Consider the following 19,713-nt stretch of genomic DNA (forward strand, 5'->3'; position numbering starts at 1 on the left):
AAAAAATTACATGATCTTTATTCACAAATGTTTAGACAGCATTAGCTATTAGGTAATGAAATCCTCCTGGAATAAAGATACATTCTCTGACGGATGTCACAGATTTACTGGAACCAAATATGCAAGTTGAACAAAAATAAAGTGGAATGGAGGAATAGGGAATGGAAGAAAAGTTAGCGAAAAAGCTTCGTCATGAACAATTACGAAGCAAGGTTGTAACAGCAGAAGAAGCAGCTTCTTGGATTAAGGATGGCATGGTATTAGGGATGAGTGGATTCACACGTGCTGGTGATGTAAAGGTTGTACCTCTTGCACTTGTAGAGAAAGCAAAAAAAGAGGATTTTCAAGTAGATGTCTTTACAGGTGCATCACTTGGACCTGAGGTAGACCAATATTTAGCAGAAGCAGGGGTCATACGTAAGCGCGGTCCTTTCCAAGCAGATGCTGGCATTCGTAATAAAATCAATAGCGGTGATATCACATTTGTCGATGCCCATCTTTCCCATAATGCTGAGCTTGTTCGTCAAGGCATTATTGGACCAATTGATTTTGCGATCATTGAAGCGGCGGCTATTACAGAAGAAGGCTTATTAATTCCTACAACTTCAGTTGGTAACTCTCCCATTTTTGTGCAAGAAGCAGACCAAGTCATCATTGAATTAAACGTAGCACAGCTTGATGCATTAGAAGGTATACATGATATTTATGTACCTGCACAACAAGGAAAACGTGATCCAATTCCTTTACAGAATGTCTCTGATCGTCTTGGTATAATTGGAATTCCACTAGATTTAGATAAAGTAAAAGGCATCGTCATTTCGGATATATTAGATGCGCCATCAACGATTGTCCCTGCAGATGAAGAGACAGATGTTATGGCTAATCACTTATTAAATTTCCTACGTGAAGAGATTAAAGTAGGTCGCTTAACAACAAGTTTGCGTCCAATTCAATCTGGGGTAGGTTCAGTAGCAAATGCTGTATTGCTAGGCTTTAAAGACTCTGAGTTTGAGAACTTAGAAGTTTATTCAGAAGTTCTCCAAGATGCAGTATTTGAATTAATGGATGCAGGGAAAGTGAATTTTGCATCTGCTACTTCTATTACCCTTTCTGAGCAAGTAGGAAACCGTGTTTATGGGAATTTTGAAAAATATGCTGATAAATTAGTGTTGCGCCCTCAAGAAATTTCAAATCAGCCTGAAATTATTCGTCGACTCGGATTAATTTCAGTGAATACGGCATTGGAATTAGATATTTACGGCAATGTGAATTCCACACATGTTTCTGGTACAAAGATGATGAATGGTATCGGAGGGTCTGGTGACTTTGCTCGTAATGCACGTTTAGGAATTTTTGTAACAAAGTCTTATGCTAAGGGTGGAGATATTTCGAGTATTGTCCCAATGGTCTCACATGTGGATCATACGGAGCATGATGTTGATGTCATTGTAACTGAACAGGGCGTAGCAGATTTACGAGGACTTGCTCCAAAAGAACGAGTGGGACTTATCATTGATAATTGTGCACATCCTGATTATAGGGAGCAGCTGTGGCAGTACTTTAATGATGCCAATGAGGCAACGGGTGGACATCACACACCACATGACCTAGAAAAAGCACTATCATGGCACGTTAACTATGCGAAAAACGGTACGATGAAGGACCCTGCTTTTACGAAACAATAGTCTTATCTTAAAAGCCTTGAAGGACAGATAGTCTGTTTCTTCAAGGCTTTTACGTTTTAATTTAATGAAAGTTCTATAATAATCCAATCCATTTCCAATAAGTTGCAGAGAACAAAAGTACGAGAAGGAAACCGATAATGGTTAAGGGAATTCCAGATTTCAAGAAATCCTTTGTTGTAAAGGAGCCTGTACCATAGGCAAGCATGTTTTGTGGTGCACTAATTGGTAACAGGAAGCCAAAGCTTATGACGAATTGTTGCACAATAACAAAACCAACTTGATCAACATTAGCCGTTAATGTGGAGGCTAAAACGATAAACACAGGTATAAGTGCTGAGGCTAAGCTAGTTGCGCTTGCAAAACCTAAATGAATCAAAATGTTAAATAAAGTTACGAGTGCGATGGTTGCTAGTAAAGGCATAGTATCTAGCCCAAGTGAACCAAAAACTTTATCTGATAACCATGCAGCACCTTGCGTATTTAGTAAAATGGTTCCTAACATAATGCCTACCGCAAAGACGATAATTGTCCCCCATGGAATATGAGGCTCAACTTCCTTCCATGAATACACACCGATTTTAGGCATTAATAGAATCGCGATAGCAATAATTGTGACTGTTGTCGTATCAAATGGATGTAGCTTCCCTTCAGTTGCCCAGAAAAATAGTAAAACTACGGATGTAATGATTAAACGAATTTCAGGAGCCTTTAATGGGCCAAGCTCTGCAAGCTGTTTTTTGATGACCTCTTTACCACCTTCGATATTGCTAGTCTCAGGTTTAATTAAAGCAATCATAATGAAAAATAAAAAGATCGACATAATAATTGAGAAGGGGGCTGCATAAAGTAGCCAAGCACCCCATGAAATATCCACATTAAATTGCTCTTGGATAAAGTTTAAAGCCACCATATTTTGAGCTGCTGCAGTTTTAATACCAATATTCCAAATGGAAACGGCTTGTACCGAAGTAATAACTAATAAGGCAGCAAGCCGACTATCACGTGGTAAACCAAATGCTGCCACCATTCCAAGCAATATCGGTACTACCGCGCCAGCTCGTGCTGTAGCAGAAGGTACAAAAAATGCGAGGACGATAGACACTAAAATAGCGCCAAATACGATAGCTTTTGTTTTCGTTCCTACCAGTGAAAGAATCCAAAGTGCAAGTCGTTTATGTAGATTAGTAATTTGCATTGCTGCCGCTAGAAAAAGAGCTGCTGCTACTAAAGCAACGGCAGAATTACTAAAGCCACTTAAAGATAATTTTAATGCGCTAGCTGTTCCTAGCTCTGTAGTTGGATTATCCATTGACGGAGCGAGTCCTAGTAAAACAGTTACTAGTGCAATGATCATGGCCGAGCTCACAGGATATGAAACGGCCTCTGTAACCCAAAGGATGACTGCAAAAGCTAAAATGGCTAAAGCTCGTTGCCCAGCTATAGGTAAATCACCATTGTTAGGTAAGAAGGTAATAATGATTAGTAACGCGAATGCCAAGCCAATCCATAGTGGCTTTAAATTAAGTTTTGTAGCTGCTTGCTTTGGTGAAGACATATTTTCTCATCCTTTCTACGATAAAAATGACGATTATTATCCATAACATCGGCCTGTATAATGTTTTATTGAGATAAGAATATGTCTATTTTATTGTAGAAAAAAATCTATGTGAAAATGGTGTTTTTTACAGCAATATGAGTAGATAAAGAGAAAAAATACGGTCACAAAAAATACAAAAATATCCATTAAATATTATTTCTTTTTCTTAAAGGCAGATGTTACTTTAGGCTCTGTTCCATTGACTAATCGTTTAATATTTTCGAGGTGCAGGATGATGGCTATGCCAAAAAGAAGAAGAGCTATAATGGTTGGGCCAATGCCAGGAATCCATAAATAAGTTGCTGTACAAAACACGAGATAAAATTCTAGAACACCTACAATTAAATAATTTGTTGCAAAGGATAAAATAACAAATAAAATAAGTGCAAATAAACCAATCTTCCAATCAACAGCAAGTAAAATACCAATGATGGAGGCCGTTCCTTTCCCGCCGTTGAAGCCCATGTAGAAGGGGAAATTATGACCTAAAATAACCCCAGCAGCCATAATATAAGTAAGCAGCCAAATTTGTTCTTCTGTTAAATGAATGGCGTCCGCTAGATAAAAATGTGCACCTATAATAGCGACAACGCCTTTGCCTATATCGATGAGGGCTACTAAAACGCCATACTTCCAGCCAAGGGAAAGAGTAGCATTAGAGGCACCAGCATTACCGTGGCCAGCCTTTTTTAAATCAACCCCCGATAAAAATTGAGCCACTTTAGAGCCGTGAATACAGCCTATTAAATAGCCAATCATAAGAAAAATGATCACGGCCTTTACCATAAAAATACTCCTCTCAAAATTTTTTCTAAAATAGTGTATGCGTTCATATTACGTATAAGAGCAGACAGAAGTTTCGGAAAAAATAAAATTTACATGTTGACAGAAAAAAACTCTATGTTTATACTGTGTAACAACGATGGAAATTGAATCTCATACTCTTATCAAGAGCGGCGGAGGGATAGGCCCTATGATGCCCGGCAACCAGTAAGCAATGAGCTTACTAAGGTGCTAATTCCTACAGATTCTTACTTGGATCTGGCAGATAAGGGGAGGAAAACTTGCAACCGCAACCCTCTTCTTAGCTGAAGAGGGTTTTTTGTTTTCTACAGAAAAATCCTCCTCATCTCCGGTACCATCGTAAAAAAATAACCATTTGGAGGTACACAATGACAAATTTTAAACCAGAAACATTGCTGTTGCATGGTGGTCAAGAGCCAGACCCAGTGACGGGATCTCGCACAGTTCCAGTCTATCGCTCAACTGCTTTCGTATTTAAAGACACTGCTCATGCGCAACGTCTTTTTGCCTTAGAGGAAGCAGGGAACATTTACACACGAATTACCAATCCAACAGTTGATGTGTTTGAAAAACGTGTGGCTTTATTGGAAGGTGGAACAGCAGCAGTAGCACTTTCATCTGGTGCAGCAGCTATCGCATTTTCCATTTTAAATCTAGCTGGAGCTGGTGATGAGATAGTAGCAGCTAGTTCTTTATATGGTGGTACGTATAATTTATTTGCTAACACATTACCAAACTATGGTATTAAAACAATTTTTGTAGATGAAACAAACCCAGAGAATTTCAAAGCAGCGATTACTGATAAAACAAAAGCTGTCTTTGCAGAGGTTTATGGTAATCCAAGTTTAAAGGTTTTAGATATTGAAGCAGTAGCTAAAATTGCACATGATAATGGTCTACCATTAATTATTGACAGCACGTTCGCTTCTCCTTACGGTTCTACACCTATTGAATACGGCGCAGATGTTGTAGTTCATTCAGCAACTAAATGGATAGGAGGTCATGGTACAACTTTAGGGGGCGTTGTTGTAGACGCCGGTAAGTTTGATTGGACTAGCGGTCGATTCCCTGGTTTTACTGAACCAGATGCCTCTTACCATGGTCTACGTTATGGAATTGATACAGCTTCTGCTGCCTTTGCTACAAAGCTACGTGTACAACTATTACGTGATTTTGGTCCAACATTAAGTGCTGATGCTGCCTTTAATTTATTGCAAGGGTTAGAAACGCTTCATCTGCGTATCCCTAAACACAATGAAAATGCATTGGCAGTGGCTGAGTATTTACAAAACCACCCATCTGTGGAGTATGTAAATTATAATGGCCTAGAAGATTTTCCGACACATGAGTTAGCAAAAAAATATTTAAGAAATGGCTTCGGTTCAGTGCTTACATTTGGCATAAAGGGTGGACGAGAAGCTGGGCGAAAGCTTATTGATAGCGTGAAATTATTTTCACATGTAGCAAATGTAGGTGATGCAAAGTCATTAATTATTCATCCAGCTTCCACTACTCATCAGCAACTATCAGCAGACGAATTAGTTCAAGCTGGTGTAACCGAGTCGCTCATTCGCTTATCCATCGGTTTAGAGGCAGTAGAGGATATTATTGCTGATTTAGATCAAGCCATTACACAGGCTACAACAACTGAACAAACAGTAGAAGCTTAAAGTTTAAAGAAAATGGTAAGATGTTGTGACGTTAACGTATTTTCTCATTCGATTAGCCTCATTTGGTAATGCGTTAAACGTTGCTACATCAATCTATTACTGCTCCCGTTAATTATCAGAACCTTATAAAAAATAATACCAAGTAATTTTATATGTATTATTGACTTTGTTAAATCCATGTTATATACTAGGAAATAAGTTAACAGTACGAAAATTTTTTTAAAAAAGGTAAATGTTTTCATAAGTGCTCCCCCACTTTTGAATATATAGAAGAGTAGTTGCCTAGCCAGTGATTACTCTTCCCAAAAACTGATGATAAAGGAGTGTTTAAAATGGGTAACATCTATAGTGCGCAAAACATTGTATCCTATCTAATATATGAGCTAAATGAAGGGCATGTATTTGTCAACAATAAATCCATTCAACACCTTCTTACATCAGTCGAAAGAAAATGGCAGGAAGTATTTGGTCATACAGCATTTCAAGAACATGTTTTTACTGAAAAGGACTTTACTGTAAAGGAAGTATTTGAGGCATATGAACAGTACGGTGTGAGACATATCTCACTTCCTGCGACAGAGTTTTACTTGAAGTATGGTACATTTCAATTAGTGGAACGTACGTATGCAATACCAAATTTTACAGAAGAAGAGATTAGTCTTGTTCAACAAGCTTTAGCACAATATCGTTATCAATTGCTTTCAAAAGCAAGTTAAAACCCCCTCATATTTTTAAGCTCATTCTCTGCTGCTACAGGGAATGAGTTTTTTCTTTAAAGGGATTGTTATGAGTGTCTGAGCATACATATATATAATAGAAGAAAGACATTCATATATTGAAATGTAAATAGTCAATATTTGTTCAAATCTTATAGATTGATTAATAAAACGTATAATAAAGGGAATGAAACCGATTTCTTTTGCACATCTAGAGAAAACAAATGTCCTTCCTAGAAAGATTTTTCTTGTGCAAAGCGTGTATTTGCGTTACAATTTTCTTTAAGTTAAATTTTGAATTATTTGAATTTGTATGTGTCCTAACACATATAGAAATAGCGAAACTCATACAAAGAGAGTTGTTGGCTAAAGACTGCGGTGGGTGTCAAATTGTCATGACACAACCCCATGGAAAATTAGCTTTAATGAAACTGCGGAATGTAAGTTGGAGGGAATAACAAGAATGGCAACTATAAAGGCAGCGATTTTAGGATTTGGAACGGTAGGTCAGGGGATTTACCATATTTTAAATGAAAAACGAGAAGAGCTAAAAAATAAATTAGGTATTGAATTAGAGGTAGCGAAGATTTTAGTGACAGATGCTAGTCGTGAACGTGTACCAGGTACAGCACATTTAATGACAACAAGTATGGATGAAGTCTTAGCAGAGCCAGGTATGCAGGTAGTGTTTGAAGCGATTGTGAACGAAGAACCTGCATACAGTTATTTAAAGCGAGCGGTGGAACATAAATGTCATGTTATTACTGCCAATAAAGTGATGTTTGCCAAACGAGGTTTGGAGTTGCAGGATCTTGCAAAAGCTAATGGCGTTTTTGTAGGCTATGAGGCTACTACTGCTGGTGGCGTACCTGTTATAAAAACAATGAAAAATATCTTACTTGTAAATGATGTAAGTCGTATACAAGGTGTCTTAAATGGCACATGTAATTATATTTTAACAAAAATGCGAGCACAGGGCTGGTCGTTCGAAACAGCTTTAAAAGAGGCACAAGGCTTAGGTTATGCCGAAGCAGATCCATATAATGATATATCTGGGCAGGATGCATTTAAAAAATTAATGATATTAAGTGCCTTAGCTTTTGGTGAGCAGCCTGACTGGTCAGATGTAGAGGTAATTGGGATCGATAGTATCTCTGCTGAACAAGTTCATGAAGCATGTGAAAAGGGTCTTCGTTACCGCCATGTTGCTGAAGTGGAAAAACTAGCTGACGGTAAGATTATTGCAAAAGTAGGTCCTCAACTAGTTGATAAAGAGCATCCACTTTATCCAGTCGATGATGTGTTCAATGCGGTGGCATTAGAGACTAACTATATTGGTACATTAACATTAATCGGTCCTGGAGCAGGGATGTATCCAACAGCAAGTGTCATGGTAGAAGATTATGCTGAAATCATTGGGAAAAGAGCAGGATTTGTTGTGACAATCTAATAAAAGCTTTAAAAAAGGCCCGCCATTCAACAATGTTCAATTGTATGAATGGTGGGCTTTTAGTCTTCATCTTTGACGTCTATGTCCTCTGGAATAGGAGTAGCACGCCAAATTTCAATTTCCTCTTTTATACGTTCCAATTGTTTAAAATAAGTGCTGAATTGTCCACTATTGATTAAAATTTGTTGGCCATCGTAAACAGAACGGATGCGTCCTTCGTAAATTAGACGCATTACTTGATCCTCAGGCATACCAAGATCAATAGCTGTCTCTTCAATTGATTTGTACATACGATTCGCTCCTTTTACTGTTTTTATTATAACGTCCATTCATGAGAAAACATACTATATTGGAATTAAAAGAAAAGTAAAAATGATAATTGTTTGATTTTGGATAAATATGTATGATTAGTATGGAGAAAGATGTGAAGCGGGGATGAGCTGAAAAATGTTAAATTCATTGTTTGTATTACTAGCAGCTATTCTATGGGGAATGACAGGTACTGCCCAGACATATTTGGATGAAGGGGTATCTCCAATAGCTGTAGCCACGATTCGTTCTGCAATTGGTGGCAGTTTATTATTAGCTATTACGATTATAATGAGGAAAATTAATTTTTTAAGGTGGTCATGGAAATGGACAATTTTAGCAGCGGCTAGTATTGCGTTTTTCCAAGGTCTTTTCTTCTCATCCATTCGTCTAACAGGTATAGCCATTGGAACTGTTGCTACTATTGGTAGTGCACCAGTGTTTTCTGGTGTATTAGAGTGGCTAGTATGGAAAACACGTCCCACAGCAGTATGGGGACTTGCTACATTGATGGCCATTATCGGATGTCTTTTATTGTTTATGAATAATGGAAAGGAGTCTGTTCACGTTGGCGGATTCACATTAGCGCTTTGTGCAGGTTTATCCTTTGCATTTTACACAAACATAAGTAAAAAATTAATGGCACAAGAAGAAGCATTACCCGCAGTTGCTATGACATTCTCCATTTGCACTTTGTTTTTACTGCCGTTTTCTATACAAGATGGATTTTCCTGGTTAGTAAATGTGCACAACTTATGGACAATGTTATTTATGGGGATTATGTGTACAAGCGTAGCGTATTTCCTTTTTTTAAGTGGACTACAAAAAATTAGTTCATCCTCAGCTGTAACACTTTCATTAGCAGAACCATTGACTGCTGCAATTCTTGGTGTGTTTTTAATTGGAGAACACTTAAGTATAGTTTCCTGGCTTGGAGTAGCGATGCTTTTAGGTGGCATTGTTGTTTTAACATTGGGTGGGAGAAAAAAGCTAAAACCTTAAGAAATTCTTCATTTTTATAATAGCTGGTTTTTAAGATTTAAAAGATACACTTATATTTGAGAGCGAGGTGTATATCATGACGAAATTAACAGTTCTTGTTACAGATGACGATCAAGATATTCGTGATGGTATTGAAATCTATTTAAAAAATGAAGGCTATCATGTTATTAAAGCAGCAGATGGCTTAGATGCATTAAAAAAGCTAGAAAACAATGAAGTACATTTAATAATTTTAGATATCATGATGCCAAATATGGATGGAATTACAGCAACCTTTAAAATTAGGGAAGAGCGCAATATTCCCATTATCATGCTGAGTGCAAAGGCGGAGGATGGCGATAAGATTCATGGATTATCGGTTGGAGCAGATGATTATGTAACAAAGCCATTTCATCCATTAGAGCTGTTGGCACGTGTAAAATCCCAGCTGCGCCGTTATGTTCAGCTAGGAACGTATAGTGAGGGAGCTACAAAAGTGGAAATAGACGGACTTATTCTTGATGAAGAGGCAAAAGAGGTTGTACTAGAAGGAGAACCAGTTCGACTAACCCCGATAGAATATAAAATTACAGAACTATTAATGAAAAATGCAGGGCGTGTGTTTTCGATTCGTGAAATTTATGAACGTGTTTGGAATGAGGAAGCTTATAATGCTGAAAATATTGTAGCTGTTCACATTCGGAAAATACGTGAGAAAATTGAAGCTGATCCGAAAAATCCACGCTATCTAAAGGTGGTATGGGGCGTTGGCTATAAAATGGAAAAATAAATTAGAGAAGTATATGACTATTGCTGGATTTATTGCAGGTGTTATTGGGCTTATCTATTTTGGAATTTATGCCTATCAAATCGTCGATTCTCGCTCCTCAGAGGTTTTACAATTGTTAGAAAGAATTTTTTAGAGGAGTGTAAAAAGGGATGATAAAAAAGTGGAAATCTCTTCTCGTATTAATGTGTTTAATCTGGACAATTTTCGGAGTCTTTACTTTTTATAATGTGGGCTATCAGTATATTGGTAAATCATATTTTGATTCGGAAAATTTCCAACATGAAATCGATAATTTCACGGCAGAACTAGGACCGTTAGTAATTAATGTACCAAATGCAGAGGAATTGAAAAATAAAATTGAGATTACTCAAACTGAAATAGAAGATCATCGTAATTATTATGGTACATTAGGACAGCAAATCGATAACATTAAGGCACAATACGAACAACGCATTCAGGAAGCTATAGATGCCAATGCAACAGAATTAAAGACAAAGCTAGTGTCTGAACGTGATAATAAAATTAAAGATATTACAGCAAATTTTGAAGATGATGAGCATGTAAGAAAAAAGATTCTTGCTGAAAAGGAAGCCCTCATTGATAAATATATTAAAGCAGCAAAAGGTGAATCCAAAAACTTTGGAAAAAACTATGACTATTGGTCTTATGAGTTGACCAATACAGAAACTGGTAAAACGTACCGTGCAGGTGATGTTACCGAAAGTAGTGCCTATAAAATTAAGTATACTGATCGAAAACCGCTATATGCATGGAATATCAGTGAGAATTTAAGAGATATTTTTTACAATACCGAAACATACGTGAATGTAGATGATCTTTACGAAACAGCTGAATATACAGGTGTAATAGCTATTTCAAAAAAAGCAGCTATGTCAGAAGATGTTATACAGGGAGGGTATCAACAATTTCAACAGTTTCAACGCAATCAATATACTCATTACTTTATTTGGCTCACAAGTATTTTAATGGCCGTCTTTGTATGGAGGGGGCGTAAAGACTTATTACAGATAGTTACGAGTATGAAGGAAAAAGATCTTTTAACAAAGTATAAAATCGATGTACAAATTATTCTTTTGTTAATAACGAGCCTTATGTATTTCATTTCAGCCCAGGTTGTTTTTGAATCTATTGAATATAATTCTGTTTATAATTATAATTATGTCCGTTTTATACTCGATATTGGCTTTAAAATAGTTGTTTTAATGGTAATTGGTAGTGCTTTCTTCGTGCAATTAATTTGGTTGTATACAAGAGTAAATACTTTGAATAAGCTAGAGGAAAATGTGAAATCGAGCTATTTATGGTCACTTGGGGATTCGTTGACTGACTTATTTATTAATCGTTCGATCGCATTACATTCAATTGTAATGCTAGCCGCAGCCTTCTTTGGAGGTGGTAGCCTTGTTGCTACCATGATAGGAGGCGGAGCTTTTCCAGTCCTTGTACTTGGCATTTGTATGTTTATAGGATTTCCTGCTATGATTGTTTTCCTATCAAGAATGGGTTATTTAAACCGTATTATGAAAGATACGAAGGATATGGCTGAAGGACGTTTAAATCGTGATGTAAAGGTAAAAGGTAAATCTCCGCTTTCAGGTCATGCAGAAAACCTCAATCATTTACGAGAAGGTGTGCGTACGTCCATGCATGAGCAGGCGAAAAGTGAGCGGTTAAAAACAGAGCTGATTACAAATGTGAGTCATGATTTACGTACTCCTTTAACCTCTATAATTACGTATACCGATTTACTGAAGAAGCCAAATATTACAGAGGAAGAACGGAAACAATACATTCATATACTGGATAAAAAGTCTGAACGTTTAAAAGTGCTGATTGAAGACCTTTTTGAAGTATCGAAAATGGCTAGTGGTAATATTGAACTTCACCGCAGTCGAGTAGATTTAACACAGCTTATCCAACAAGCTGTAGGGGAGCATAAAGAGGATTTAACACAGTCACAACTAGATTTACGAATGACCATGCCTCATGATCCAATCTTTGCATATGTGGATGGTCAAAAATGGTGGAGACTTATTGATAATTTAATTGTCAATGTTTTGAAGTATGCGCTAGAGGGAACGCGTGTTTATGTGACATTTAAGCGTACGGCAGATGGCGATGCTGAATTTACGGTGAAAAATGTAGCAAAGTATGAAATTAGTGAAGATGCTGAGGAATTATTTGAACGCTTTAAACGTGCAGATGCCTCACGTCATACAGAGGGCTCAGGGCTTGGATTAGCCATTGCACAATCCATTGTCGATTTACATGGAGCAAGAATGAGCATTGATGTAGATGGTGATTTATTTAAAGTAATCGTTCGAATTCCAGCAGTTTAATGGTAAAAAGGCGGCAAACTTCTGCCGCCTTTTTTATTATAGGCCTAAATTTTTGGCGATAATAACCTTCATGACTTCATTAGTACCAGCATAGATCGACATAACAGGTATATCTCTATATCTTCTAGCAATCTTATATTCCTCCATATAGCCATAGCCACCATGCAATTGCATACATTGCGTAGCAAGGTCACGTGCATTTTCGGTAATCCAGTATTTTGCCATAGAAACTTTTGTCACAACATCATTGCCTGCAATATGCTCTTCAATCAATGATTCCAAAAAGGATTTACCAAGCTCGATTTTAGTAGCCATTTCAGCTATTTTAAATTGTGTATTTTGGAAGTCACCAATTGTTTTGCCAAAAGCCTGACGTGATTTCACATAGTCTAGCGTTAGTGTAAGCATATCCTCAGCGGCTGTTTGTGCGGCAATCGCTACTGCTAATCGCTCTTGCTGCAGTTTTTCCATCATATAATGAAAGCCCTTGCCTTCTTCGCCAAGTAGGTTTTGAACAGGCACTCGACAATCTTCAAAATAGAGTTCAGCTGTATCTTGGGCATGCATACCAACTTTTTCGAGCTGTCTTCCTTTTGTAAAGCCAGGTGTGCCCTCTTCAATAACAAGTAGGCTAATACCACGATGTTTTTTCTCAGCCTGAGGATTTGTTTTTACTGCAACAACCGCTAAGTTTGTATGGATGCCATTTGTTATAAAGGTTTTTTGACCATTTACAATATAATGGTCCCCATCGCGAATGGCTGACGTTTTGATATTAGCCAAGTCTGAACCTGTACCTGGCTCCGTCATTGCAATAGCTGTTATATAGTCGCCTGTAACACATTTTGGAAGCCAACGAGATTTTTGTTCGTGTGTCCCATATGCTTCGATATATGGAACAACAATATCATTATGCAGGCCAACCCCGATAAGACTTGAGCCTATACGTTCAAGTTCTTCTTGTATGATGACGCCAAAGCTGAAATCCAAGCCCAGCCCGCCATATTGTTCTTCTACTTGTGGACAAAGATAGCCCATATCGCCAAGCTTACGCCAAAAAGAAAGCGGAATAAGATGATCTTTTTCCCACTGGGCATAATGCGGTTCAGCTTCTTCAGCTAAAAACTTACGAAAGGTTTTGCGAAATAATTCATGCTCTGTTGTTTCAAATTTATAACGTGTCATTTGAAATAGCACCCCTTTTTCTTCGTAAATACGCGAATTTGCTCGTTCACCTACTATGTTACTGGAAGAAATGAGAAAATAAAAGTAGCGTTTAGTATGTAAATGACGAAAATGTCATCTATATACAGTGAAATGTCATGTAAAACGAGAGTAACGAATGAAATGAAAAGGTAAACTTAAATTTGGACAAGTTCCTACTTTCTTTAGAAGATTATTCAAGTGCTTTAAGCAATATGATTGATAAGTATAATGGTATAATCAATTAAATTATAGAAAGAAAGTAGAGGACTTGGTTATGCCAAAAGTAATCGGCGCTGTTCTTTTAATTAGTATTTATAGTGCTTTGACTTTCTATTTAGGGTGGGGAGTAAAGCAGTGGCTTGTAGCAATGGGGTGGTTTCGTTTTCCAGTATTATTTTGGATCGTGCTGTATATGGTTGCTTTTAGTATTATAATCGGAAGATTACACGAGTCATTACGTGTGTTTTCTGTAATCAGTAATTATTGGATGTTTATCTTTGAATATGGCTTATTGCTATGTTTAGTTGCACAATTCATTATTTGGCTTACACCTTTTAAAAACGTGCAAATAATAGGTAGTATAGCAGTAGCTATCCTATTCTTGTTAAGTATCATTGGCTCCTATTTAGCCTACTCTCCAGTTGTTCGTCATTTAGAAATAACTGTTGATAAACAAGATAGTGACTTAAACACACTAAGAGCTGTTGTAGCATCTGATTTTCACTTAGGTGTTTTATCACATAAACGACATTTACAACGTTTTGTCAGCTTAGCTAATGAAGCACAACCAGATATTGTGTTGTTAGCTGGGGATATTGTGGACGATGACCCTAAATGGTTTGTTCAAGAGGGTATGGCAGATGTCATGAAACAATTAACATCTACATATGGAACATATGGTATATTAGGTAACCATGAATATTATGGCAAAAAAATTCCTGAATTTATTAAGGAAATGGAAAATGCCAATGTGAAAATGCTCCTAGATGAAACAATTCTTATAGAAGATGCGTTTATATTAACAGGGCAAGAGGACAGAACGAATAAAGAAAGAAAACCACTTGAGGTGCTAAAGCCTTCTGCTAATTTACCATGGCTTGTAATGAATCATACACCTGACGATTTAAACACGCCTTCCCAAATGGGCGTTGATTTACATATGTCTGGTCATACACACAAGGGACAGCTGTGGCCGAATCAGTATATAACAGCTCGTGTATTTGAACTGGATTATGGTTATAAGTTGAAGGAACAGATGCATACACTTGTTTCATCAGGCTATGGCTTCTGGGGCCCACCGATGCGAATTGGCAGTAGATCAGAGCTTTGGGTAGTAGATATAACATTTAAATAGTATGTGATAATCTAACAATCGGCTTCTTAGGTGAAAAGGCAGTAGTATATAAAAACGTAGTATTTTATAATAAGTGGGTATTTGATTAAAAAAGGTAAGGTGACATGGTGGAAATTATAGAGTTATTAAAAGCATTAATATTAGGCTTTGTCGAGGGTATGACAGAATTTGCACCAGTATCTTCTACGGGACATATGATTATCGTGGATGATATGTGGTTAAAGACTGAGGAGTTTTTAGGGAAATATCCTGCCAACACATTTAAAATTGTTGTACAACTTGGTTCCATATTAGCGGTTATCGTAGTTATGTGGAAACGTATGCTAAGCTTAGTTGGTTTATATAAAATTGAAGGTCAAGCTAAGTCCATAAATGGCCGCTTTAACTTATTGCATGTTATTGTTGGTATGCTACCAGCAGTTGTCTTAGGTTTTGCATTCAAGGATTTTATTGACGACCATCTTTTTAAAGTAGAGCATGTTGTTTATGCACTAGTGGCAGGAGCAATTCTGATGATTGCTGCAGATAAGTTGGCACCGAGAAAACCAAAAGTTGATTCTTTAGATAAGATTTCTTATGGTTTAGCATTTAAGGTAGGACTTGTACAATGCCTATCACTATGGCCAGGTTTTTCTCGTTCAGGTGCAACGATTTCGGGTGGGGTACTATTTGGTATGAGTCACCGTGTTGCAGCCGATTTTACATTCATTATGGCTGTGCCAATCATGGCAGGAGCTAGCCTCGTATCCGTTTTGAAAAACTGGGATACTTTATCAATGGACTATTTTGGCTTTTATGCTGTAGGATTCATTAGTTCGTTCGTCTTTGCATTATTGTCCATTAAGTTTTTCTTAGCGCTTATTTCAAAGGTAAAATTAATGCCTTTTGCCATTTATCGTTTAGTTTTAGCAGCAGTTCTTTGCGTTATCATTTTCATGTAAACAATAAGTCACGCTTCTTCTTCAAGAAGCAGTGGCTTTTTTTGCGTTAAGATTATTGAATCATATATCCATTTTTTCAATAAATTGATAGAAAATGAGTATAAAGAATCATGTTAAAGCATAAATTAATAGCGAATTATAATAATATTAGACAACATTTACCTACATATTGTTCATTTAGATGTTTTGAGATTATAATTGATACATAAAGTGTCTAATTATTTGTTGTTTTTTTATAAAAAGTAGGAATATAGACTTATTAAGATATATGATTAAATATATGAGGTGGAGAAAATGTTTCAACTTATCAATAGATCTAAGAAAAATACAATTGAAATAAGCAATGAAACAACAATCGGTATTTTTATAGAAGATCCAGACCGTTTACTACAATTAAATCTTGTAGGGTTAAGTGTGCATGATCTTCAGCTGATTAATAGTTTAAAACCATATGTAGAAAGAAATGTAGTAGAAGTGGTAGCGGCATTTTATCATGCAATAGAAAGTGTTCCTGCCTTACAAAAGGTTATTCAATCACATAGCTCCAGCGAACGTTTACGACAGACATTACGTCACCATATTATTGAAATGTTTGAGGGGAGAATAGATGAAGCCTTTTTAGAAAAGCGAAGACGTGTGGCCAAAATGCATGTAAAGATTAATTTATATCCGAAGTGGTATTTAGCTGCTTTTCAAATACTTGAGAAATCACTTCGCAAAATAGTCTATGAACTACGATTACCAAAGGGCGAAGAAGAGAAGTTTTGTGATGCTATCAGTAAAATATGTAATTTTGAACAACAAATCGTTTTAGAAGAATACGATAGCTATGCAAGTATACTAATTGAAACACAACGCAATAATGTTAGGGACCATGTAAAGGATGTTATCGGCGGAGTTTCTACACAATTAGAGGTTCAATCACAAACTACAACTGAAACAGTAACAGAACTTGTATATAGCGCAAAGCGTGTCAACGCTTCTTTGAAGGAAAGTATGTATGAAGCAGAATCAATGCAAAAAGTGTCTAATGAAGGCTATACTAAAATAATATCTATTAATGAACAAACAGGGAAGATTCATCATAAGACCGTTGAAATGGCAAATATGGTGGAGCAATTAGATGCATCCTCTTCGAAAATAAATGCCGTTGTAGAAATTGTGAAAAGTATTTCTGGGCAAACAAATTTACTTGCGTTAAACTCTGCAATTGAGGCGGCACGTGCCGGTGAGCATGGTAAAGGCTTTGCAGTTGTTGCAAACGAAGTACGCAAGCTTGCGGATCAAACGAAAAGCTCTGTTGAACAGATTGCTGAGTTAATCATGACGTCAAATGGTATCACAACACAAGTTGTACAAGCAATTCAGAACATACAGGAGCTTGTAAATAGTAGTATCGAACGTAATGCTGAATCTCTAAAAGCTTTTGATGCGATTTCGGGTTCTGTAGAAGTTTCGATCTCAAATTTCCAAAAAGTCGATAATCAAGTATCTGAATTAGCTACTATTATTGAATCGATTGGTGAATCTTCGGAAGAATTAGCGAGGGTGGCTAATCGCTTAAATACAACAATAAGAGAGTTTTAAAAGAAATATAGCTATGCATACTATCTATGCATAGTTTTTTAGTATGTGAATTAGGATAAAAGGTCTTATTTTATGGATAAATCAACTAAGAGGCTGATGAATTAGCTAATAGCAAATTTTATAGAAAGAGGAAGATTACAAAAACCTAGAAAATGCTTGTTTTAAGTGTTACGCTATAGGCGAATTAGGGAATTGAGTAGAGGGGTGTTTGGAGCATGAAAAAGAAATTATTTATAACACGTAAGTTTCCTACACATATTGTTGAACTGCTACAGGAGTTTTATGAAATCTCACAATGGGATGAGGAAGAAATTGTGATTCCACGTGAAAAATTGCTCGCAGCTGTCGCTGACTGTGAGGTACTGTGGGTAACGATAGCTGACCAAGTAGATGAAGAATTACTTTCGCATGCACCCAACTTAAAATTAGTGACGAATTTAGCAGTTGGATATAATAATATCGATGTGAAGGCTTTAAAAAAACGAGGCATTATGGCGACAAATACGCCTGGAGTTTTAACTAATACAACTGCGGATTTAGTATTTGGCTTACTGCTTGCAACTGCTCGTAGAATTCCAGAAAGTGAAAGATATTTACGTGAGGGCAAATGGAAAAGCTGGTATCCAATGCAACTGGTTGGCAAGGATGTTTCAGGAGCCACAATTGGCATTATTGGCATGGGGAGAATTGGCCAAGCTGTTGCTAGAAGAGCAAAAGGGTTTGATATGAAAATCTTGTATAATAATCGCAGACGTCGTCATGAAGCAGAAGAAATGTATGGCTTCCAGTATGTTTCGCTGGAGGATCTATTAAAGCAATCTGATTTTGTTGTGATTATGACACCTTATAATAGTGATACGGAAGGACTCATTGGTGCAAAGGAACTTGCTTTGATGAAAGAAGATGCGGTATTAATTAATGCCTCACGTGGTGGAATTATTGATGAGGATGCGCTATACGATGTTCTTAAAAATGGGAAGCTTTGGGCTGCAGGACTAGATGTGTTTGAACAAGAGCCGATTGCGATGGATCATCCCTTATTAACACTTCCAAATGTAGTAGCTCTGCCACATATCGGTAGCGCGTCATTAGAAACGAGAACGGCTATGCTAATGTTAAATGTAAAAGCTTTGACTGCTTATGGACAAGGCAAGGCAATATCCAATCGAATTGATTAAAAAGAGGAGCATATCGGTGAAAGATATGCTCCATTTTTTTATCTATTGAATAAATCGAATAAGCCGCCGATACCGCCTTCACCTTTAGATTGACCGCCTCCACCTTGCGAAATAGGTGCAGCTGCAAAGACACGACTGGCTAAACGGCTAAATGGTAATGATTGTACCCACACTGTTCCAGGACCACGTAATGTAGCAAAGAAGATTCCCTCGCCTCCAAACAGGGCTGTTTTTACGCCTCCAACCATTTCAATATCGTAATCCACATTGGATGTCATTGCTACAAGACATCCTGTATCCACACGTAAAACTTCACCCGGTTGTAATGTTTTTTCATGAATGGCTCCTCCTGCATGAACAAATGCCATGCCGTCACCTTCTAGCTTTTGCATAATGAAGCCTTCACCACCGAAGAAGCCTACTCCAATTTTTTTCTGAAATTCAACGCCAACAGAGACCCCTTTAGCAGCAGCTAAGAATGCATCTTTTTGACAGATAATTTTACCGTTTAATTGGCTTAAATCCATCGGAATAATCTTCCCTGGGTATGGTGATGCGAAATAAACATGCTTCTTACCTGAGCCAACGTTTGTGAATGTTGTCATGAATAAACTCTCACCTGTTATTAGGCGTTTTCCGGCACCTAATAATTTACCCATTAGACCACTTTGTGAGCCACCTCGTGAGCCGTCACCAAAAATAGTTTCCATATGGATCGAATCATCCATCATCATTAACGCTCCTGCTTCTGCAACAACTGTTTCCTGAGGGTCAAGCTCAACTTGCACATATTGCATGTCGTCACCAAATAACTTGTAGTCAATTTCATGATTATTCATAAAGGGATTCCTCCAAAAATAAATTTAATGATATTGTATACGATTATAAGTTACATTGGTTTCAATAGAAAATTAAATATTTTAGAAAAAAAGGGAATTAGTTAGAAAATGTCGAATATAAAAAACTAGAATGTGTATTATTTATTTTCATTTAACTAAGGGTATTGTGAATATACATAACCTTAAGAGGCTTCTAAATTTAGAAGTCATCCTCTATATTGAGGTAAGGAAGTTAAGTGGAAATAA

At 37.0% G+C, this 19,713-nt stretch carries 17 protein-coding genes and 1 riboswitch; of the genes, 12 read left to right on the plus strand and 5 right to left on the minus strand.

The window, feature by feature from the left end:
• Positions 1-161 precede the first annotated feature (161 nt).
• The gene (locus NYE73_RS01950) at positions 162-1,685 is read left to right on the plus strand and encodes a succinate CoA transferase (RefSeq protein WP_048393275.1); all 1,524 of its coding nucleotides are present in this window, start codon (positions 162-164) and stop codon (positions 1,683-1,685) included.
• A gap of 73 nt (positions 1,686-1,758) precedes the next feature.
• Here the strand turns inward: NYE73_RS01950 and NYE73_RS01955 are convergent, their stop codons facing one another.
• Together NYE73_RS01955 and NYE73_RS01960 are read right to left on the minus strand one after the other, a co-directional pair.
• Positions 1,759-3,240 (minus strand): DASS family sodium-coupled anion symporter, encoded by a 1,482-nt coding sequence (locus NYE73_RS01955; protein ID WP_048393276.1) that lies wholly within the window; start codon positions 3,238-3,240, stop codon positions 1,759-1,761.
• 195 nt (positions 3,241-3,435) lie between these two features.
• Positions 3,436-4,068, minus strand: coding sequence for a glycerol-3-phosphate acyltransferase (locus NYE73_RS01960; RefSeq protein ID WP_112117201.1), 633 nt, complete (start codon positions 4,066-4,068; stop codon positions 3,436-3,438).
• 155 nt (positions 4,069-4,223) lie between these two features.
• A riboswitch (SAM riboswitch) is annotated at positions 4,224-4,337 on the plus strand.
• Between the two features lie 117 nt (positions 4,338-4,454).
• Between NYE73_RS01960 and NYE73_RS01965 the strand changes: the two genes are divergently transcribed.
• The 3 genes from NYE73_RS01965 to NYE73_RS01975 all read left to right on the plus strand — a co-directional run bounded on the left by NYE73_RS01965 (position 4,455) and on the right by NYE73_RS01975 (position 7,922).
• Positions 4,455-5,756 carry an O-acetylhomoserine aminocarboxypropyltransferase/cysteine synthase family protein gene (locus NYE73_RS01965; protein WP_054549070.1) on the plus strand — a complete coding sequence of 434 codons (1,302 nt, stop codon included), beginning with the start codon at positions 4,455-4,457 and terminating at the stop codon, positions 5,754-5,756.
• Between the two features lie 332 nt (positions 5,757-6,088).
• Positions 6,089-6,472 (plus strand): hypothetical protein, encoded by a 384-nt coding sequence (locus NYE73_RS01970; protein WP_259949277.1) that lies wholly within the window; start codon positions 6,089-6,091, stop codon positions 6,470-6,472.
• A gap of 463 nt (positions 6,473-6,935) precedes the next feature.
• Positions 6,936-7,922, plus strand: coding sequence for a homoserine dehydrogenase (locus tag NYE73_RS01975; RefSeq protein ID WP_066038433.1), 987 nt, complete (start codon positions 6,936-6,938; stop codon positions 7,920-7,922).
• 59 nt (positions 7,923-7,981) lie between these two features.
• On the opposite strand, the gene NYE73_RS01980 is transcribed toward NYE73_RS01975, so the two are convergent.
• The gene (locus tag NYE73_RS01980; RefSeq protein ID WP_004229745.1) at positions 7,982-8,212 is read right to left on the minus strand and encodes a hypothetical protein; all 231 of its coding nucleotides are present in this window, start codon (positions 8,210-8,212) and stop codon (positions 7,982-7,984) included.
• A 157-nt stretch (positions 8,213-8,369) separates the two neighbouring features.
• Between NYE73_RS01980 and NYE73_RS01985 the strand changes: the two genes are divergently transcribed.
• The 4 genes from NYE73_RS01985 (at position 8,370) to NYE73_RS02000 (ending at position 12,362) form a co-directional block, all read left to right on the plus strand.
• Positions 8,370-9,233 carry a DMT family transporter gene (locus NYE73_RS01985; protein WP_259949280.1) on the plus strand — a complete coding sequence of 288 codons (864 nt, stop codon included), beginning with the start codon at positions 8,370-8,372 and terminating at the stop codon, positions 9,231-9,233.
• Positions 9,234-9,309: 76 nt separating this feature from the next.
• The gene (locus NYE73_RS01990) at positions 9,310-10,002 is read left to right on the plus strand and encodes a response regulator transcription factor (RefSeq protein ID WP_048393287.1); all 693 of its coding nucleotides are present in this window, start codon (positions 9,310-9,312) and stop codon (positions 10,000-10,002) included.
• Positions 9,980-10,135: a hypothetical protein gene (locus NYE73_RS01995; protein WP_155483369.1), complete on the plus strand. Its 156-nt coding sequence runs from the start codon at positions 9,980-9,982 to the stop codon at positions 10,133-10,135. Before NYE73_RS01990 ends, NYE73_RS01995 begins: the two co-directional genes overlap by 23 nt.
• Before the next feature lie 16 nt (positions 10,136-10,151).
• Positions 10,152-12,362: a sensor histidine kinase gene (locus NYE73_RS02000; protein ID WP_053075714.1), complete on the plus strand. Its 2,211-nt coding sequence runs from the start codon at positions 10,152-10,154 to the stop codon at positions 12,360-12,362.
• 36 nt (positions 12,363-12,398) lie between these two features.
• On the opposite strand, the gene NYE73_RS02005 is transcribed toward NYE73_RS02000, so the two are convergent.
• The gene (locus tag NYE73_RS02005; RefSeq protein WP_004229727.1) at positions 12,399-13,547 is read right to left on the minus strand and encodes an acyl-CoA dehydrogenase family protein; all 1,149 of its coding nucleotides are present in this window, start codon (positions 13,545-13,547) and stop codon (positions 12,399-12,401) included.
• 295 nt (positions 13,548-13,842) lie between these two features.
• Here NYE73_RS02005 and NYE73_RS02010 point away from each other — a divergent pair, with 295 nt between their 5' ends.
• The 4 genes from NYE73_RS02010 to NYE73_RS02025 all read left to right on the plus strand — a co-directional run bounded on the left by NYE73_RS02010 (position 13,843) and on the right by NYE73_RS02025 (position 18,628).
• Positions 13,843-14,922 (plus strand): metallophosphoesterase, encoded by a 1,080-nt coding sequence (locus NYE73_RS02010; protein ID WP_066038436.1) that lies wholly within the window; start codon positions 13,843-13,845, stop codon positions 14,920-14,922.
• Positions 14,923-15,026: 104 nt separating this feature from the next.
• Entirely contained in the window at positions 15,027-15,863 is an 837-nt protein-coding gene (locus NYE73_RS02015; RefSeq protein WP_175400802.1) for an undecaprenyl-diphosphate phosphatase, read from the plus strand.
• 294 nt (positions 15,864-16,157) lie between these two features.
• On the plus strand, positions 16,158-17,450 hold the full coding sequence (locus NYE73_RS02020) for a globin-coupled sensor protein (RefSeq protein ID WP_054549076.1): 1,293 nt from the start codon (positions 16,158-16,160) through the stop codon (positions 17,448-17,450).
• A gap of 215 nt (positions 17,451-17,665) precedes the next feature.
• Positions 17,666-18,628: a 2-hydroxyacid dehydrogenase gene (locus NYE73_RS02025; RefSeq protein ID WP_004229713.1), complete on the plus strand. Its 963-nt coding sequence runs from the start codon at positions 17,666-17,668 to the stop codon at positions 18,626-18,628.
• Positions 18,629-18,666: 38 nt separating this feature from the next.
• Here NYE73_RS02025 and NYE73_RS02030 read toward each other — a convergent pair whose 3' ends face one another.
• Positions 18,667-19,467, minus strand: coding sequence for a TIGR00266 family protein (locus NYE73_RS02030; RefSeq protein WP_004229711.1), 801 nt, complete (start codon positions 19,465-19,467; stop codon positions 18,667-18,669).
• Between the last annotated feature and the right edge of the window lie 246 nt (positions 19,468-19,713).

This window comes from Lysinibacillus sp. FSL K6-0102, from assembly GCF_038003545.1.
GTDB lineage: Bacteria > Bacillota > Bacilli > Bacillales_A > Planococcaceae > Lysinibacillus > Lysinibacillus capsici.

Bases quoted from the DNA above. Each gene is read 5' to 3' on its own strand.
- NYE73_RS01970 (WP_259949277.1), top strand. From the start codon at position 6,089: ATGGGTAACATCTATAGTGCGCAAAACATTGTATCCTATCTAATATAT.
- NYE73_RS02025 (WP_004229713.1), top strand. From the start codon at position 17,666: ATGAAAAAGAAATTATTTATAACACGTAAGTTTCCTACACATATTGTT.
- NYE73_RS01965 (WP_054549070.1), top strand. From the start codon at position 4,455: ATGACAAATTTTAAACCAGAAACATTGCTGTTGCATGGTGGTCAAGAG.
- NYE73_RS02005 (WP_004229727.1), bottom strand. From the start codon at position 13,547: ATGACACGTTATAAATTTGAAACAACAGAGCATGAATTATTTCGCAAA.
- NYE73_RS01950 (WP_048393275.1), top strand. From the start codon at position 162: ATGGAAGAAAAGTTAGCGAAAAAGCTTCGTCATGAACAATTACGAAGC.
- NYE73_RS02020 (WP_054549076.1), top strand. From the start codon at position 16,158: ATGTTTCAACTTATCAATAGATCTAAGAAAAATACAATTGAAATAAGC.
- NYE73_RS01960 (WP_112117201.1), bottom strand. From the start codon at position 4,068: ATGGTAAAGGCCGTGATCATTTTTCTTATGATTGGCTATTTAATAGGC.
- NYE73_RS01980 (WP_004229745.1), bottom strand. From the start codon at position 8,212: ATGTACAAATCAATTGAAGAGACAGCTATTGATCTTGGTATGCCTGAG.
- NYE73_RS02010 (WP_066038436.1), top strand. From the start codon at position 13,843: ATGCCAAAAGTAATCGGCGCTGTTCTTTTAATTAGTATTTATAGTGCT.
- NYE73_RS01975 (WP_066038433.1), top strand. From the start codon at position 6,936: ATGGCAACTATAAAGGCAGCGATTTTAGGATTTGGAACGGTAGGTCAG.
- NYE73_RS02015 (WP_175400802.1), top strand. From the start codon at position 15,027: ATGGTGGAAATTATAGAGTTATTAAAAGCATTAATATTAGGCTTTGTC.
- NYE73_RS01990 (WP_048393287.1), top strand. From the start codon at position 9,310: ATGACGAAATTAACAGTTCTTGTTACAGATGACGATCAAGATATTCGT.
- NYE73_RS01985 (WP_259949280.1), top strand. From the start codon at position 8,370: ATGTTAAATTCATTGTTTGTATTACTAGCAGCTATTCTATGGGGAATG.
- NYE73_RS02000 (WP_053075714.1), top strand. From the start codon at position 10,152: ATGATAAAAAAGTGGAAATCTCTTCTCGTATTAATGTGTTTAATCTGG.
- NYE73_RS02030 (WP_004229711.1), bottom strand. From the start codon at position 19,467: ATGAATAATCATGAAATTGACTACAAGTTATTTGGTGACGACATGCAA.
- NYE73_RS01955 (WP_048393276.1), bottom strand. From the start codon at position 3,240: ATGTCTTCACCAAAGCAAGCAGCTACAAAACTTAATTTAAAGCCACTA.